Here is a 15,107-nt window from a genome sequence, read left to right on the forward strand (position 1 = left end):
GCCCGAGGGTCACTGCAGCGCGGCGACCCTGTCGCGGTACCCCCGCACCGGCGCCGCGTCCTTGTACGGCTCCAGGCGGCGTTCGAAGTCCCGTACGTACTCGACCGCCCGCGCCGACCGCATGTCCGCTGCCTGCCCGGCGGCCTCGGCGGCCAGCTGGCAGGCCGTGTCCAGCTCGCCGAGGCCGAGCCGCGCCGAGGCGAGCACGACCCGGCAGAACAGCCGGCTGCGGGCGAACCCGGGCGCCCGCAGCTGCAGCGAGCGCTCGGCGTGCTGGACCGCGGCGCGGTACTGCTGCAGATCCCGGTGGCAGTGCCCGAACTCGTCGCTGAGCTGCGCCTCGTCGAAGAAGCGCGCCCAGTACGGGACCTCGTCGCCGGGCCGGGCGGACTCCAGCGCCCGCTCGGCCCGCACGAGCGAGGCCGTGCACGCCCGTACCTCGCCGAGCACGCCGTGGCCGCGCGCCTCGACGGAGTGCAGCAGCGCCTGGACGACGGGCGGCGCCGAGGTGCCGATGCCCTGCTGCGCCACCCGCGCGAGCTGCACGGCCTCCCTGCCATGGCCGAGGTAGACGGCCTGGCGGCTCATCGTGACCAGCACATACGCCCCGTACGCCCGGTCCCCGGCCGCCTGCGCGAGCCGCAGCGCCTGGACGAAGTAGCGCTGGGCGAGGCCGTGCGCGGCGATGTCGTACGACGTCCAGCCCGCGAGCCGGGTGAGGTCGGCGGCCGCCGCGAACAGGCGGCGGCCCGTCTGCTCGCCGTAGGTGCCGCGCAGCATCGGCTCGGCCTCGTGCTCCAGATAGCGCACGAGCGCCTGGCGGGCGTGGCCGCCGCCGTAGGCGTGGTCCAGGGCCCGGAACAGCTCGCCGACCGAGCGGAGCGCGGCGACGTCGCCGCCGCTGACCTTCTGGCCGGGGCCGCGCTCCGAGTGGCCGCGCTGCCGGGGCACTACGGGCCGGCCCTGGGCGGGGACGCGGGGCGCGGCCTCGCAGCGGCTCACCCGGTCGTCGGCCCGGCCGATCAGCCAGTCCCTGCTGGGCACGACCAGCCCGGCCGGGGTGAAGGCGATCTTGCGCAGCTCGGCGTGGCTGCCCGAGTCCTTGCGCCACAGGCCGCTGACGATGTCGACCGCCTCCTCCGGGGTGGCGGCGAACTCCAGGCCCGCGTAGACGGGTGCGCAGGCGTCGAGCCCGAGGTCCTGCGCGGTGAGCCGGCGGCCGAGCCGCCGGGTGAAGACCTCGGCGATCAGCGCGGGGGTGGTGCCGCGCGGCTGCTGCCCGCGCAGCCATCGGGTCACGGAGGTCTTGTCGTATCTGAGATCGAGCCCGTGTTCGAGGCCGAGCTGGTCGACGCGACGGGCGAGACCTGCGTTGGAGAACCCCGCTTCTGCGATGAGCGCGGCGAGCTGTCGGTTGGGGGTGCGCTGCGCGGGTCGTTCCGTCATCTGCGGTGCGGTCTCCTGACTTTCGGACCACGACGGTGCCCCGGGAGGGGCGGATGCCTCCCCCGGGGTCGCCGCGGTGCCCGGATCGCCTGTGAACAGCCCTTATGGCCTCGTGGACGGCGCGAATGTAGCGGAGAGTGAGCAGATCGTCGCACTCTTCGGCGTCCATTCATCCGATCGTGTGAGGATTGGGCGGTCGGGATGACGAACACCACCGGACGGTGCCACTCCCCGGGCTGGACGTACAGTGGCGTGGGCGTCTTTCGCGCCTGACGAAGCTTCTAGGGAGGCGCTTGCCGTGAGTGAGATGCGGTTCGTCCGTATGGGGTTCGGGGCGCAGGCCGTCGACTACCGGGCGGCCTGGGACGAGCAGCGCCGGGTGCACGCGGCCCGCTTCGCGGACGAGATCCCCGACACCTGCCTGCTGCTCGAGCACCCTCCGGTCTACACGGCGGGCCGGCGCACGGCGGACGACGAGCGCCCCCTGGACGGCACCCCCGTGATCGACGTGGACCGCGGCGGCAAGATCACCTGGCACGGCCCGGGCCAGCTGGTGGGCTACCCGATCCAGAAGCTCCCGCGCCCGGTCGACGTCGTCGCCCATGTGCGCCGCCTCGAAGAGGCACTCATCCTCACCTGCGCGGAGTTCGGCCTGGAGACGACCCGGGTCGAGGGCCGCAGCGGCGTCTGGGTGCTCGGGGACCCCGTGGAGCAGCGCCCGTCCCTCGGCGGGCTCTCCCTGGACTTCGACCCGCGCCTGCACGACGACGAGTTCGACCCGCGGCTGAACGGCCCGGAGTACGCGCCCTCCAACGCGGGCCAGCGGCGCGAGGACCGCAAGATCGCGGCGATCGGCATCCGCGTCGCCAAGGGCGTCACCATGCACGGCTTCGCCCTGAACGTGAACCCCGACAACGCGTGGTTCGACAGGATCATCCCGTGCGGCATCCGGGACGCCGGCGTCACGTCCCTCGCCAACGAGCTGGGCCGGGACCTGACCATCGCGGAGGTGCTCCCGGTGGCGGAACGGCATCTGCGGGACGTGCTGCAGAACGCGGAGCCGAAGCCGCGGGAGATCGAGCGGGCGACGGCGTAATCGAGCGGGCGACGGCGTAGCCGAGGGGGACGCACCCCCGCCGTCCCGGCTCGCCCCGCAGGCAGGGCCGTACACATCACGGGCGTACGCTGGTGTACGCCGAAGAATCGAAGCTACAGGGAGCCGATGTGTCCGCAGTCGCACCCGACGGACGCAAGTTGCTGCGCCTGGAGGTCCGCAACAGCCAGACCCCCATCGAGCGCAAGCCCGAGTGGATCAAGACCCGGGCGAAAATGGGTCCCGAGTACACGAAGATGCAGAACCTGGTGAAGAGCGAGGGCCTGCACACGGTCTGCCAGGAAGCCGGCTGCCCCAACATCTACGAGTGCTGGGAGGACCGCGAGGCGACCTTCCTCATCGGCGGCGACCAGTGCACCCGCCGCTGCGACTTCTGCCAGATCGACACCGGCAGGCCCGAGGCGCTGGACCGCGACGAGCCCCGCCGCGTGGGCGAGTCGGTGGTCGCCATGGACCTCAACTACGCCACGATCACCGGTGTGGCGCGCGACGACCTGCAGGACGGCGGCGCCTGGCTGTACGCGGAGACGGTCCGCGAGATCCACCGGCAGACGGCGGACCGCGAGGGCGGTCACACCAAGGTCGAGCTGCTCGCCCCCGACTTCAACGCGGTCCCCGAGCAGCTCGAAGAGGTCTTCTCCGCCCGCCCGGAGGTCTTCGCCCACAACGTCGAGACCGTCCCGCGGATCTTCAGGCGCATCCGTCCCGGCTTCCGCTACGACCGCTCCCTGAAGGTCATCACCGCCGCCCGCGACTACGGTCTGGTCACGAAGTCGAACCTCATCCTCGGCATGGGCGAGACCCGCGAGGAGGTCGTCGAGGCACTGCGGCAGCTGCACGACGCGGGCTGCGAGCTGGTCACCATCACGCAGTACCTGCGCCCCTCCGTGCGCCACCACCCGGTGGAGCGCTGGGTCAAGCCGCAGGAGTTCGTCGAGCTGAAGGAGGAGGCCGAGCAGATGGGCTTCTCCGGTGTCATGTCCGGTCCGCTGGTCCGTTCCTCCTACCGCGCCGGACGGCTGTACCGGATGGCCGTCGAACAGCGCCGGTCGGCCGCTCCGCAGCCGGGTGGCGCGTACATCGCCTCGCAGGCGGTCTGACCCGGCCCGCGAGGGAGCGCATGGCACTGCGTGCCAGTTCCCGCGTGTGAATCCGCACACAGGCAACTCCCGGCCGACCATGGCCGGTTGACGCGGCCCCGACCGTCCCCGCAGCTAGCGGGCGCCGGCGGGGCCGCGTCGCGTTCCGGGGCCGCACGGCGAGGCTTCATTGGCGTTTGACCGGTCGGTCACGCCCTGGTAACACCAAACGGTGACCCTGGTCATACGTCACGTACCGCCTGGGTCCACAGCCGCCGCCTACCCGAGGGGGACCTCCACCATGCAGGCCGCGCCCGTTCGCGCCACCGCGATTCCTTCGTTCACCGATGCACTGCGTGCCATCGAGTCACTGCTCATGAGCGGCGGTCAGCGGACCGCCCGCCGCAACGCCTGGACCTCCGTCCTGGAGGACCGCCGCCGCGCCAAGGACCGCGTGGAGGCGCAGCGCATGCTCGACGCCGCGTCCTCACGTTCGTAAGTCGCAGGTCACCGCTCACCACCGCGGAGCGACCCCACCGCTCCCTCCCCTCCCTCCTCCGGTTCCCTCCGCCGGCCGGGCGCCCGCTCCCCATCGGGCACTGCCGTCGTCACCGCCTTCCGGGACACGTAGACTTCGTGCCATGGCGAGGAAGGAAACTGCAGCGGACGCTGCGAACGCGGGGCGACTGAAGCAGATCGCCCTGACCTACAAGATGACCCGCAGGGCCGATCCGAAGATCGGTCTTGTACTCGCGGCTGTCGGAATCGTCACCTTCGGTGTCTTCCTCGCGATCGGTTTCTTGCTCGGTCACCCCGTTTATCTAGGCATTCTCGGCTTCCTGCTCGCCTTCCTCGCGACGGCGATCGTCTTCGGACGCCGGGCCGAGCATGCCGCCTTCGGGCAGATGGAGGGCCAGCCGGGCGCCGCCGCGGCGGTCCTGGACAACATCGGACGCGGCTGGACCACCACGCCGGCGGTGGCGATGAACCGCAGCCAGGACGTGGTGCACCGCGCGGTCGGCAAGGCGGGCATCGTGCTGGTCGCCGAGGGCAACCCGAACCGGGTGAAGAGCCTGCTGGCCGCCGAGAAGAAGAAGATGGCGCGCATCGTCGCGGACGTGCCGGTGCACGACGTGGTCGTCGGCGACGGCGAGGGCCAGGTCGAGCTGAAGAAGCTCCGTACCACGATGCTGAAGTTCCCGCGGGTGCTCAGCGGCCCGCAGGTGACCGCGACCAACGACCGGCTGCGCGCGCTGGGCGACCTGATGAGCAACATGCCGCTGCCGAAGGGGCCGCTGCCCAAGGGGATGCGGATGCCGCGGGGCGGTCGCCTGCGGTGACGCCCCCGCCGGGCTGAGCCGGACGGTTCGGGGCCCGGGAGCCATGGCGGCTCCCGGGCCCCGCGGCATGTCATGGGGGTGCGGCGGCACCGGCCGGTGGGGCTTGCTCGCGCAGTTCCCCGCGCCCCTGACGGGGCGCTCCGCGCGGCGTCCCGAGACCCGCGGCATGTCGACGGAGGCTGCGGCGGCATCCGCCGCTGCCGGCCGGTGGGGGTCGCTCGCGCAGTTCCCCGCGCCCCTGACGGGGCGCTCCGTCCGGGTCTCGCGGTCTCAGATGCGGATCTCGACCGTCTTCGCCACCCGGTCGTGCAGGCCGCGGCCGTCGCGGTCCCAGATCAGGGCCGGGACCGCCAGGCACAGCAGCACGGTGCGGGCGAGGGCGCGCAGCGGGGCCACCTGGCCCGTCTCCACCCCCACCACCCGCAGGCCGAACAGGCGCTTGCCGGGTGTGAAGCCGACCGTGCCGACGGTCAGGACGCCCAGCACGAAGAAGATGAGCAGGGCCCAGTTGCCCGTGGCCTGGTCGTAGCCGTCCGTGATCAGACCGTATGCGATCAAGAGGCACAGGCCCCAGTCGACGGCGAGGGCGCCGAGGCGGCGGCCGGGGCGGGCGATCGAGCCCGGTCCCTGCTCGGGCAGACCGAGCTGCTGTCCCCGGTATCCGAGGTCCGCGCCGGCCTCTTCCATGGCCGCGCGGGGACCGGAGAGCCACGATCCGATTGCTTGCCTGTTGTCCACGCGTCCACGGTACTGCGCCCCTCCCGGCGGGCGGCGACGCGGGGTGACTGTGACGCGCACCGGTTAACCTGGGAGAAACAAATGGGTCACGCTTGAGAAATCCTCCGTCCCTATTGTCGGGGCCAGCGTGTGCCACCGCACTGGCCGCACGAAGAACTACCACCCCGGTCAGGAACGGTCGGGAGTAGGAGGAGCTGGATGTTCCAGAACGCCGACGAGGCCAAGAAGTTCATCGCGGACGAGGACGTCAAGTTCGTCGACGTCCGCTTCTGCGACCTGCCGGGCGTGATGCAGCACTTCACGGTGCCTGTCGAGGCGTTCGACCCGGACGAGGAGCTGGCCTTCGACGGATCGTCGATCCGTGGTTTCCAGGCCATCCACGAGTCCGACATGGCGCTGCGCGCGGACCTGTCGACCGCCCGGGTCGACCCCTTCCGCCGCGACAAGACGCTGAACATCAACTTCTTCATCCACGACCCGATCACCGGCGAGCAGTACAGCCGTGACCCGCGCAACGTGGCGAAGAAGGCCGAGGCGTACCTCGCGTCCACCGGCATCGCCGACACCGCGTACTTCGGCCCCGAGGCCGAGTTCTACGTCTTCGACAGCGTGCGCTTCGCGACCAGCGCGAACGAGTCGTTCTACCACATCGACTCCGAGGCCGGCGCCTGGAACACCGGCGCGCTGGAGGACAACCGCGGTTACAAGGTCCGCTACAAGGGCGGCTACTTCCCGGTCCCGCCGGTCGACCACTTCGCCGACCTGCGCGCCGAGATCTCCCTGGAGCTGGACCGGGCCGGCCTGAAGGTCGAGCGCCAGCACCACGAGGTGGGCACCGCCGGCCAGGCGGAGATCAACTACAAGTTCAACACGCTGCTCGCCGCCGCCGACGACGTCCAGCTCTTCAAGTACATCGTGAAGAACGTCGCCTGGCGCAACGGCAAGACCGCGACCTTCATGCCGAAGCCGATCTTCGGCGACAACGGCTCGGGCATGCACGTCCACCAGTCGCTGTGGAGCAACGGCGACCCGCTGTTCTACGACGAGGCCGGCTACGCGGGCCTGTCGGACACGGCGCGCTACTACATCGGCGGCATCCTCAAGCACGCCCCGTCGCTGCTGGCCTTCACCAACCCGACGGTGAACTCGTACCACCGCCTGGTCCCGGGCTTCGAGGCGCCGGTCAACCTGGTGTACTCGCAGCGCAACCGCTCCGCGGCCATGCGTATCCCGATCACGGGTTCGAACGCGAAGGCCAAGCGCGTGGAGTTCCGCGCCCCGGACTCCTCCGGCAACCCGTACCTGGCCTTCTCCGCCCTGCTGCTTGCGGGCCTGGACGGCATCAAGAACAAGATCGAGCCGGCCGAGCCGATCGACAAGGACCTGTACGAGCTGGCTCCCGAGGAGCACGCCAACGTCCCGCAGGTTCCGACCTCCCTCCCCGCCGTCCTCGACTCGCTCGAGAGCGACCACGAGTTCCTCCTCCAGGGCGATGTCTTCACGGCCGACCTGATCGAGACGTGGATCGACTTCAAGCGCACCAACGAGATCGCCCCGCTGCAGCTGCGTCCGCACCCGCACGAGTTCGAGCTCTACTTCGACGTGTGAGCCGGCCGCTCCGGTAGCCCTCCCACGGAGCCCCGTCACCGCCCCCGGGCGGCGGCGGGGCTCCGTCGCGTCGCGGGCCGGTGGAGTCCGGCCGCGGTAGGGGCACTCGTCCCGGGGACTCAGGGACTCTTTGCCCGCCATGGGGCCGTTCGGGACCGGTCCATGGGCGGGGGCGGGCGCACAATGGGAGGGAGTGCTGCGGCCTACTGCGGGGTGATGCAGGATGCGGAGCCGGTTCCGGAGCGATCGGCGGCTGACCGTACGGATGACGGTCACGCTGTTCCTGCTCGGGTTGCTGTACGTGGCGTTCGTCGCCGCGTTGATCGCGTTGCTGAAGTCCTGGGTGCTGGTCGTGGTGATCGCGGCGGCGGCACTCGGCGCGCAGTACTGGTTCTCGGACCGGATCGCGCTGTACGCCATGCATGGCCGGATCGTGGAGCCGGAGGAGTATCCGCAGCTGCACGGTGTGGTCGACCGGCTCTGCGCCGTGGCCGACATGCCCAAGCCGCTCGTCGCCGTCTCGGACATGGAGATGCCGAACGCGTTCGCGACCGGCCGCAACCCCGATCATGCCGTGGTGTGCGTGACCACCGGTCTGCTGCGGCGGCTGGAGCCCGAGGAGCTGGAGGGCGTGCTCGCGCACGAGCTGTCACACGTGGCGCACAAGGACGTCGCCGTGATCACGGTGGCGTCGTTCCTCGGAGTGATCGCCGGGCTGGTCGTCCGGTTCGCGTTCTACTCGGAGCTCTTCGGAGGGCGGGGACGCAAGGACCAGAACACCGTCGCCGTCTTCGGCGCCGTGATGGGGATCTCCGCGGTCGTCTACGCGATCAGCTTCCTGCTGATCCGGGCCCTGTCCCGGTACCGGGAGCTGGCCGCCGACCGTGCCGCGGCGCAGCTCACCGGGCGGCCCTCGGCCCTGGCGTCCGCGCTGACCAAGCTCACCGGGGACATCGCCCGTATCCCGACGAGGGACCTGCGCACGGCCCAGGCGTTCAACGCCTTCTACATCACCCCGGCGTTCGGCGCCGAACCCGGCATCTCCCGCCTCTTCTCCACCCACCCGAGCCTGGAGCAGCGGCTCGACCAGCTCGCGCGGATCTCGACGGAGCTGGGTGAGGCGGCGACGCCGGGAAAGGCGGGCTGAGCGGATGGGACTGCTGGACATCCTGCTCGGTCGTACGAAACCGGTGGCGCCCGACCTCGACCGGCTCTTCGCGCTGCCGTCGGCGGCCATCACGCTGGAGGCCGGCGCCGGGTTCACCCCGACCGGGACCGGCGCGGTCTGCTTCGCCACCGTCGAGGGCGGCGCGTTCACCCAGGCGCACCGCGAGGTGCAGGCGCTCCTTGACGCGGACACGGACCGCACGGGAGAGCCCGTCGAACTCCGGCGGGACGAGTACGGCTACTCCTGGCTGGTGTCGCGCCGCGCACCCGACCGGCTGACCGACCTGGTCAACGATCTGCACGCGGTGAACAGCGCGATGGAGGCGAACGGCTTCGGCCCCCAGTTGCTGTGCTCGGTGGCCGGCTTCCGGGACGAGGGCGGGCGGCGGCTCGCCCTGGTGTATCTGTACAAGCGCGGCACGTTCTACCCGATGTGCCCGCTGCCCGGCCGGCACAAGCGCGACAACGCCCTGGAGCTTCAGGTGGCCGCCCTGCTCAAGAACGACCTGCGGATCGAGGAAGACCTCTCCCGCTGGTTCCCCGTGTGGGGTGCGCCGGGGACGGAGGACTGAGCGGCCGGTGGTCCGACCCGGACGCCCTCCGTCCTTCGGACGCCCCGTCGTTCAGCGGCGGCCGAGCCGCGACCAGAACCCGCCGGAGTTCTTCTGCTCCGCGGTGCACTGACAGCGCTGGGAGGCCGGCACGCCCGCCAGGACCTGGTCGACGTGGTTTCCGCAGCCGGAGTAGGTGTACTTGCCGCAGGTGCGGCACACAGTGCGCTGGCACATGGCACATTGCCCTTTCGTTGGATCTGTCCCTTACGGGCACCCAGGATACCCCCCTGGGTATATAAAAATATACCCCCTGGGGTATCTGGCCGGATCCCCGGGGTCCGGCGGCAGGTGGTGTCGAGGACGAGACCCGCCCGTGGCGCGCCCCCGTTCTTCCCGCCGGGAGCCGGGCACCGCCCGGGGTTCAGGACGCCTGGCCGTGACGGTTCGCCAGCGCCCTGGCGACCTCACGGGTGCGCGGGTGGTCACTGCCCTGGACCCGGATCATGTCGGCCAGCAGGGCGGTGAGCAGGGCGGTCGCGCCGTCGCCGTCACCGGAGAGTTCCAGGAGCTCCGCCCGCTGCTGCCGGGTCCGCAGGGCTCGCGGGTGATCCACGCCGAGCACCGTCTCGATCATGGGCTGCAGAGCGGCCAGATCGGCCAGCGCGGTGGCCGGGTCACCGGCGAGCCCGCGCCAGAAGGCCAGGTTGACGCGGTACGTCAGCGTGGTCGGATGGCCGGGGCCGAGCGCGCGCTCCGCGTCCTGCGCCGCACCGGCGAACTCCTCGACCGCGCGTTCGCGATCACCCGCGAGGCCCCTCCAGTACGCGAGGTTGTGCCGGACGATCAGGGTTTCCCTGTGGAGCCGGCCCAGGGCGGCCTCCAGCCCCGCCAGGGCCCGGACGTGCGTCTCGACCGCCGCGGACGCGTCGCCCGCCTCGCCGGCCCAACGCCCCAGGTCCGCAAGGATCCTCAGCGTGACCGCGTGCCCCGCGCCGAGCCGGCGCTCCACATCCGCGACGAGCGCGGCGCAGGCGTCCCGCGCACCGACGGCATCCCCCGCCAGGCCGCGGCAGAGAACCGCGTAGCTCCGTGCGTCGGTCACCAGGGCGTGGTCCGCGCCGAGTTCTTCCGTCGCCTGCTCGGTGAGCTCGGTGAAGCGCTCCAGGGCCGCGGCCGCGGCGCCCGCTTCCATCTGGAAGCGGGCCTCGTGCAGTCGTACCGCCAGGGTGTCGGGGTCCGTGGCACCCAGGATCCGCTCGGCTTCCCGCCGGATGTCCCGCAAGGACGCGTGCGCCGAGGCCGCCTCCCCGAGCTCGCCGGTGGCCAGGGCGATCTGGCACCGCAGGATCAGCACGTCGCGGTGCGCGTCCCCGAACCGGGCCCGCGCCTGCTCCAGCAGCTCGCGGCCGATGTCCCGCGCCGCGCCGTCACGGCCGAGTCCGGCCAGATGGGGACCGATGCGGCGCAGCACCGGGTGCATGCGCCCGTCCCAGAGCAGGCCGGCGGCCGTCGTCCTGCGCAGGACTTCGACACTGCGGTACAGGGCCGCCTCGGTTTCCGGCCGGTGCTCGGACTCCGCCGTGGACGACCAGAGCTCCTCCAGGGCATCGGCGGCGGCCCTGGCGAGGAGGGGGCGGGCCTGCCGCGGTACCGCCTCGCGGGCCGCGCGTTGCACCAGTGCGTGCACCTCGACGAAGGAGGGGCTGCGCGAGACGTCGTGCGTGACCAGACTGAGCCGGTGCAGGGCACGCAACGACAGGAGTGCGGCCCGTTCGGCGCGCCGGTCCGGAACCCCGCCGGTGTCGCCGGGGCCGTCCGCCCCCGCGTCGATCCAGCGGCGGGCCGCCGCGGTGTGCAGCACCGCCTCCGGGACGCCGTCCGGCGCGAGCATCGACAGGAGTGCGAGCATCGCCCTGGCGCTTCCGCCGGGAGCGAGGTCCTCCGCCCGCTCCACGGCGAGTTGGAAGGCCGTCGCCACGGTGCCGCCGTGCTCGTCCGCCGGGGAGGTCGCCGGCAGCAGATCGGACAGCGTCTCCCGTTGGTCGCCCAGCAGCCGGCAGTACGAGGTCAGGCGCATACCGGTGTCGATGAGGAACGCCGCGGCCTGGGAGAGCGCGAGCGGGAAGTGGCCGAGCGCGTGCGCCAGGGTGCCGAGTTCACCGTCCCCGTCCTCGCCCCGCGGGAGCCGTGCGCGGAGGTAGCCGACCGACTCCTCCGCGGTGAACATCCCCACCTGTACGAGCCGGGAGGACGGGCGGATCACGGCGGCGTCCCGCCGACGGGTGGTCACCAGGCTCCTGCCGTGCGCCCCCACGGGCCGGACGCCCCCGAGGTCCGCCGGATCGTCCAGGTCGTCCAGTACGACGAGCCAGGGCCGCGTCGTCGTGCGCAGCCAGGCGATGAACAGGTCGGCCTGGGCCTCGTCGTCCCAGCCGTGCCCGCCGTCCTTGCCGGAGACGACTCGCCAGGCGCGTGCGTACGCGGTGAGCACCGACTGGCGGGAGGACGCCGCCGCCCAGACCCGTACCCCGCCAGGCTGCCGGAACCGGTGGAAAGCGGCCGCCGCGAGCTGTGACTTGCCCACGCCGCCGGCCCCGGTGAGGACGACTTCGCGTACCGTCTCGTCCCGCAGCGCCGCGTCGATCGCGCGGGACAGGGCCGCCCTCTCCCGCAACGAGGCCGCGTCGCTCGGCGGCCGGCCGACGACCACGTCCTGCGGGGCGTCCCCGGCGGCCGTACCGGGACGGGGCACCGCAACGGCTCGGTCCTCGTACGCCGCTCGCCACAGCCGCTCCCAGTCCGCGAGGGACAACCGGGCGTCGAGGGGGCCGACGGCCGACTCGACGGCGCGCACCACCGCCAGCACGGCATGGACGTCACGCGGAACCGACCGTCCGTTCAGCCACTCGCCCAGACGGCGGGCGTTGACACTGACCCGGCGCCCGGACGGCAGGGGCGTACGGCTCGCTCGCCTGGCCAGCATCTCGTCGGAATGGTCCGGCAGTTGACGCCGCAGTCGCCTCAACGCGGCGCTGAACGCCGCTCTCGGCGGCAGGTCGGGCTCCGGCTCTTCCACCCCGTCGAGTCTAGGGGGGCTGCCAAGGCCGCGGGGCCTCCCCGCCCTCCCGGTCCGGGCCGGTCCGGGGACGTGTCTCACCCCGCCCGGCCCGGCCCCACCTGCGCCGGCGTCCGTCGGCGAAGCCGGACACGGAGAGGGCCGCCGACGCGTTGGGTACGGTCCGGCGCCATCAGGTTCGCCGAGGGAGGTTCCGGAATGACGCAGGAGCGAGCAGGGAGCAAGGCCGCCGGCTGGAGGGCGCTGGTACTCATCGGTGCCCTAGGCAACGCCGTCGGGCTCATCGGACGGGTGCCCGTCATCACCGTGGTGGCGGCCCCGCTCCTCATCGTCGGCGTGATCGGCCTGATGACGTCGCTTCGCAGGCAGCGGTCCTGACGGGGCCGGGAGAGACAGCGGGTGCGGTCCGGTGTACGAGGAGGACATCCCCATGACAGCACGGCAGCCGGGCGACGGCCCGCCCACCGATGTGCCCAAGGACGCGGACGAGCCGTGGGTCTCGGTCAGACCGGACATGGGGCCCGTCAGGGCCCCGCTGATCGCCGGGTCGCCCCTCCTCGCCATCGGGGCCCTCCGCATGGGGCTCATGATGGCGCAGGGCCGTGGCGCGTCCGAGGGATCGGGGACGCGCGGCCTGGTGATCGGCGTCCTGGCGGTGGTCCTTCCGTTCGTCTGGGCCGTCCTGCTGTGCGCCCTGCGCTGGGCCAACGCCGGCATCCTCCTGGAGGACGGGGTCCTGACGGTGCGCAACCGGTGGCACCGCGAGGTCCTGCGTGTCCCCGTGTCGTCGCTCACCGGGCTGCACCAGGTCGTCCTGCCGATCGCCGGCCCGCACGGCACACGGATCGTCGTCACGGCGAGGGACGGCCGGCGGCTCCTGATCGACCCCCGGGCCTGGAACGCCCAGGGGCTCGGGGAGTTGTGGCAGCGTCTGCCCCCGTCCCTGCAGAACAGCGGTTCCCCGCAATGGCCGGCGCTGAAGAAGCGCTTCCCCGGGGTCCGCTGGCCGTGGCGTCATGTGCGCTCCGGCCTGTTCGTCGCGCTCGTCACCGTCGGATGCGTCGCCTATGTCGCCCTGGTGGTGAACCTGCCCTTCCTCCTGTGACCCGCGGCCCGCCTCAGCGGGCCGTCGGCCGCGGGTGCGCGGGGCCCGCGCTCGGACGCGGGGCGGGCGGTCCCGTGGGACGCGGGCCCGAGCGCGACGAGTACGGACGCGGAGGCCGCGGGCCCGGCCGCGGCGTACGGGAGCCGGTCACCGGGTCAGTACCGGACGGCTCGGGCGACGTCGACGGTGACGGGGCCGGAGAGCTTGCGATGGCTGAGCGCGGTGGCGTTCTTCGACGCGCCGGCGGGGACGTCGTCGACCATCACCACGACCGTGTCGAGGAGATTGCCGCCGGTGTCGCGGAAGTCGGCCTGGACGGCGTAGGTCCTGGTCTGCTTCGTCGGGTTGGTGACGGTGATCTCCGCGGCGCTCCGCCCGTCGGCGTCGGTGGACGTCGTACCGGTCCTGACGTCGCCCTTGGCGTCCGTGCCGCCCTTGATCTCGTCGAGTCGGCGACCGGCCTCTGCGGTCGCCGAGGCCAGCGCGCTCGCCGCCTGCGAGGCGAGGGAGGCGGCGGCGGAGGCCGCCTGGGAGGCGTTCCCTGAGGGGCCCCCGTCGCCGGAGCAGCCGCAGAGCACGGCGGCCGCCGCGACGACCGCCCCGAAACCCCGTGCCGTGTCCCGCATGCCGTGCCGCGCCATCGCCGCTCCCGTCGTCCCTCGATGGCTCCAGTGAAGGCCGGGCCGGGGCGGGAGCGCATGCCGGATACGGCACTTCGGGTGACGGGGAACGGGAGCGGCCGGCCTCCGGACCGCCCCGGCCCGCGGGCGGCGGGAGCGGTGGGAGCGGTGGGACCGGAGCGGTGGGACCGGAAGGCGCCGGGTGCCCCGGAGCGGCGGGGCACCCGGCGTCACGGCTCAGCGGCTGTACCGCATGAGCGCCCGCACCATGTGGCAGGTCGTGTCCGACGGCGGATGAACCCCGATCAGCTCCGCCGTGCTCCGTATCGTCTCGTTGCGCGCCTGGTTCGGCATGTACACCCCGGAGTCGAGCAGCGCGATGGCGAGACGCATCGCCTTGAGGCGCCGGTTGTGCGTGACGTACCAGTCGCGCGGCCGCCCCGGCGGAAGCGGTCGCTTCTTCATCGGCGCGTACGGCAGCTCCATCGGGACCGGCCGGCGGGCGGTGGACTGGGTCGGCTTCGGCTTGGTTGCGGCAGCGGGCACAGGCATCCTCCTGTCGCGGTCAGGGAGAGGTCCGGACGTCCCGTCAACTCCCTCGAACACTGCCTCCAGTCTACTGCCGGGCACTGACATCCAGGGAGTCCAGAGGGCCATCAAAAGTCCAGGTCAGCAAGGAAATTGGCGTGGCGTCACCACAGGTGGGACGGGAGGGGCACACGACGGCGAGTAAATCGAACAGCACCGACCGCCGGGTGCGGGCGGCAGAAGGCGGGGGCAGGGTGTGAGCGGGGCCGGCGACGGCTGTCGGCTACCGTGACGGGCATGGAGATCTGGATCAACCCGGCCTGTTCCAAGTGCCGCAGCGCGATCGGTCTGCTCGATGCCGAGGGCGCCGAGTACACCGTGCGCCGCTATCTGGAGGAGGTTCCGAGCGAGGACGAGCTCCGCGACGTGCTGACGCGGCTCGGGCTCGAACCGTGGGACATCACACGCACCGAGGAGGCCGTCGCCAAGGAGCTCGGCATGAAGGAGTGGGCGCGGGACGACGCGAGCCGTGACCGCTGGGTGCGTGCGCTCGCCGAGCATCCCCGGCTGATCCAGCGGCCGATCATCACCGCCGACGACGGTACGGCCGTCGTCGCGCGCACCGACGAGGCGGTACGGGACGCCCTGGCACGCTGAGCCGCACCGTCCGTGTGATGCACGTTACGTCATCGGCTCCCGGGACCCGTGAGCACCGTCGTTCGGCATCTCGTA

The 15,107-nt window shown here is 72.2% G+C and carries 16 protein-coding genes; 10 read left to right on the forward strand and 6 right to left on the reverse strand.

The genetic code is table 11. The annotated features are described in order from the left end of the window. Positions 1–9: 9 nt before the first annotated feature. Positions 10–1,446 (reverse strand): regulator, encoded by a 1,437-nt coding sequence (locus ACZ79I_RS10330; RefSeq protein WP_471496278.1) that lies wholly within the window; start codon positions 1,444–1,446, stop codon positions 10–12. Between the two features lie 298 nt (positions 1,447–1,744). Between ACZ79I_RS10330 and lipB the strand changes: the two genes are divergently transcribed. The 4 genes from lipB (at position 1,745) to ACZ79I_RS10350 (ending at position 4,979) form a co-directional block, all read left to right on the forward strand. Then, positions 1,745–2,542 (forward strand): lipoyl(octanoyl) transferase LipB, encoded by a 798-nt coding sequence (gene lipB / locus ACZ79I_RS10335; protein ID WP_471496280.1) that lies wholly within the window; start codon positions 1,745–1,747, stop codon positions 2,540–2,542. 128 nt (positions 2,543–2,670) lie between these two features. Beyond that, positions 2,671–3,660, forward strand: coding sequence for a lipoyl synthase (gene lipA / locus ACZ79I_RS10340; protein WP_471496282.1), 990 nt, complete (start codon positions 2,671–2,673; stop codon positions 3,658–3,660). Between the two features lie 280 nt (positions 3,661–3,940). Next, positions 3,941–4,138 (forward strand): SCO2195 family GlnR-regulated protein, encoded by a 198-nt coding sequence (locus ACZ79I_RS10345; RefSeq protein WP_471496283.1) that lies wholly within the window; start codon positions 3,941–3,943, stop codon positions 4,136–4,138. A gap of 142 nt (positions 4,139–4,280) precedes the next feature. Further along, entirely contained in the window at positions 4,281–4,979 is a 699-nt protein-coding gene (locus ACZ79I_RS10350) for a DUF4191 domain-containing protein (protein WP_471496285.1), read from the forward strand. 270 nt (positions 4,980–5,249) lie between these two features. On the opposite strand, the gene ACZ79I_RS10355 is transcribed toward ACZ79I_RS10350, so the two are convergent. Next, the gene (locus ACZ79I_RS10355) at positions 5,250–5,717 is read right to left on the reverse strand and encodes an RDD family protein (protein WP_471496286.1); all 468 of its coding nucleotides are present in this window, start codon (positions 5,715–5,717) and stop codon (positions 5,250–5,252) included. A gap of 198 nt (positions 5,718–5,915) precedes the next feature. On the opposite strand from ACZ79I_RS10355, the gene glnA reads away from it, so the two are divergent. The 3 genes from glnA (at position 5,916) to pspAB (ending at position 9,064) form a co-directional block, all read left to right on the forward strand. Then, the gene (gene glnA / locus ACZ79I_RS10360; RefSeq protein ID WP_471496288.1) at positions 5,916–7,325 is read left to right on the forward strand and encodes a type I glutamate--ammonia ligase; all 1,410 of its coding nucleotides are present in this window, start codon (positions 5,916–5,918) and stop codon (positions 7,323–7,325) included. Between the two features lie 223 nt (positions 7,326–7,548). Beyond that, a complete protein-coding gene (htpX, locus tag ACZ79I_RS10365; RefSeq protein WP_471496289.1) occupies positions 7,549–8,472 on the forward strand; it encodes a zinc metalloprotease HtpX in 924 nt (307 codons plus the stop codon). A gap of 4 nt (positions 8,473–8,476) precedes the next feature. Next, positions 8,477–9,064, forward strand: a complete 588-nt coding sequence (gene pspAB / locus ACZ79I_RS10370; protein WP_471496291.1) for a PspA-associated protein PspAB — start codon at positions 8,477–8,479, stop codon at positions 9,062–9,064. 51 nt (positions 9,065–9,115) lie between these two features. On the opposite strand, the gene ACZ79I_RS10375 is transcribed toward pspAB, so the two are convergent. Both ACZ79I_RS10375 and ACZ79I_RS10380 read right to left on the reverse strand, forming a co-directional pair. Continuing rightward, on the reverse strand, positions 9,116–9,280 hold the full coding sequence (locus ACZ79I_RS10375) for a hypothetical protein (RefSeq protein ID WP_471496293.1): 165 nt from the start codon (positions 9,278–9,280) through the stop codon (positions 9,116–9,118). A gap of 187 nt (positions 9,281–9,467) precedes the next feature. Then, positions 9,468–12,122: an NB-ARC domain-containing protein gene (locus tag ACZ79I_RS10380; protein WP_471496295.1), complete on the reverse strand. Its 2,655-nt coding sequence runs from the start codon at positions 12,120–12,122 to the stop codon at positions 9,468–9,470. Positions 12,123–12,320: 198 nt separating this feature from the next. Between ACZ79I_RS10380 and ACZ79I_RS10385 the strand changes: the two genes are divergently transcribed. Beyond that, positions 12,321–12,500, forward strand: coding sequence for a hypothetical protein (locus tag ACZ79I_RS10385; RefSeq protein ID WP_471496297.1), 180 nt, complete (start codon positions 12,321–12,323; stop codon positions 12,498–12,500). A 52-nt stretch (positions 12,501–12,552) separates the two neighbouring features. Continuing rightward, a complete protein-coding gene (locus tag ACZ79I_RS10390) occupies positions 12,553–13,227 on the forward strand; it encodes a hypothetical protein (protein WP_471496299.1) in 675 nt (224 codons plus the stop codon). 155 nt (positions 13,228–13,382) lie between these two features. On the opposite strand, the gene ACZ79I_RS10395 is transcribed toward ACZ79I_RS10390, so the two are convergent. Together ACZ79I_RS10395 and ACZ79I_RS10400 are read right to left on the reverse strand one after the other, a co-directional pair. Next, positions 13,383–13,868: a hypothetical protein gene (locus ACZ79I_RS10395; protein WP_471496300.1), complete on the reverse strand. Its 486-nt coding sequence runs from the start codon at positions 13,866–13,868 to the stop codon at positions 13,383–13,385. A gap of 216 nt (positions 13,869–14,084) precedes the next feature. Beyond that, the gene (locus ACZ79I_RS10400; protein WP_471496302.1) at positions 14,085–14,393 is read right to left on the reverse strand and encodes a hypothetical protein; all 309 of its coding nucleotides are present in this window, start codon (positions 14,391–14,393) and stop codon (positions 14,085–14,087) included. A 279-nt stretch (positions 14,394–14,672) separates the two neighbouring features. On the opposite strand from ACZ79I_RS10400, the gene ACZ79I_RS10405 reads away from it, so the two are divergent. After that, positions 14,673–15,032 (forward strand): arsenate reductase family protein, encoded by a 360-nt coding sequence (locus ACZ79I_RS10405; protein ID WP_471496303.1) that lies wholly within the window; start codon positions 14,673–14,675, stop codon positions 15,030–15,032. The last annotated feature ends 75 nt before the right edge of the window (positions 15,033–15,107 follow it).

The sequence above is a fragment of the Streptomyces sp. PSU-S4-23 genome (assembly GCF_055632315.1).

Coding starts and splice junctions, on each gene's coding strand:
- ACZ79I_RS10390 (WP_471496299.1), top strand. CDS start 12,553: ATGACAGCACGGCAGCCGGGCGACGGCCCGCCCACCGATGTGCCCAAG.
- ACZ79I_RS10345 (WP_471496283.1), top strand. CDS start 3,941: ATGCAGGCCGCGCCCGTTCGCGCCACCGCGATTCCTTCGTTCACCGAT.
- pspAB (WP_471496291.1), top strand. CDS start 8,477: ATGGGACTGCTGGACATCCTGCTCGGTCGTACGAAACCGGTGGCGCCC.
- htpX (WP_471496289.1), top strand. CDS start 7,549: ATGCGGAGCCGGTTCCGGAGCGATCGGCGGCTGACCGTACGGATGACG.
- ACZ79I_RS10350 (WP_471496285.1), top strand. CDS start 4,281: ATGGCGAGGAAGGAAACTGCAGCGGACGCTGCGAACGCGGGGCGACTG.
- ACZ79I_RS10330 (WP_471496278.1), bottom strand. CDS start 1,446: ATGACGGAACGACCCGCGCAGCGCACCCCCAACCGACAGCTCGCCGCG.
- ACZ79I_RS10375 (WP_471496293.1), bottom strand. CDS start 9,280: ATGTGCCAGCGCACTGTGTGCCGCACCTGCGGCAAGTACACCTACTCC.
- ACZ79I_RS10385 (WP_471496297.1), top strand. CDS start 12,321: ATGACGCAGGAGCGAGCAGGGAGCAAGGCCGCCGGCTGGAGGGCGCTG.
- ACZ79I_RS10395 (WP_471496300.1), bottom strand. CDS start 13,868: ATGGCGCGGCACGGCATGCGGGACACGGCACGGGGTTTCGGGGCGGTC.
- ACZ79I_RS10405 (WP_471496303.1), top strand. CDS start 14,673: ATGGAGATCTGGATCAACCCGGCCTGTTCCAAGTGCCGCAGCGCGATC.
- glnA (WP_471496288.1), top strand. CDS start 5,916: ATGTTCCAGAACGCCGACGAGGCCAAGAAGTTCATCGCGGACGAGGAC.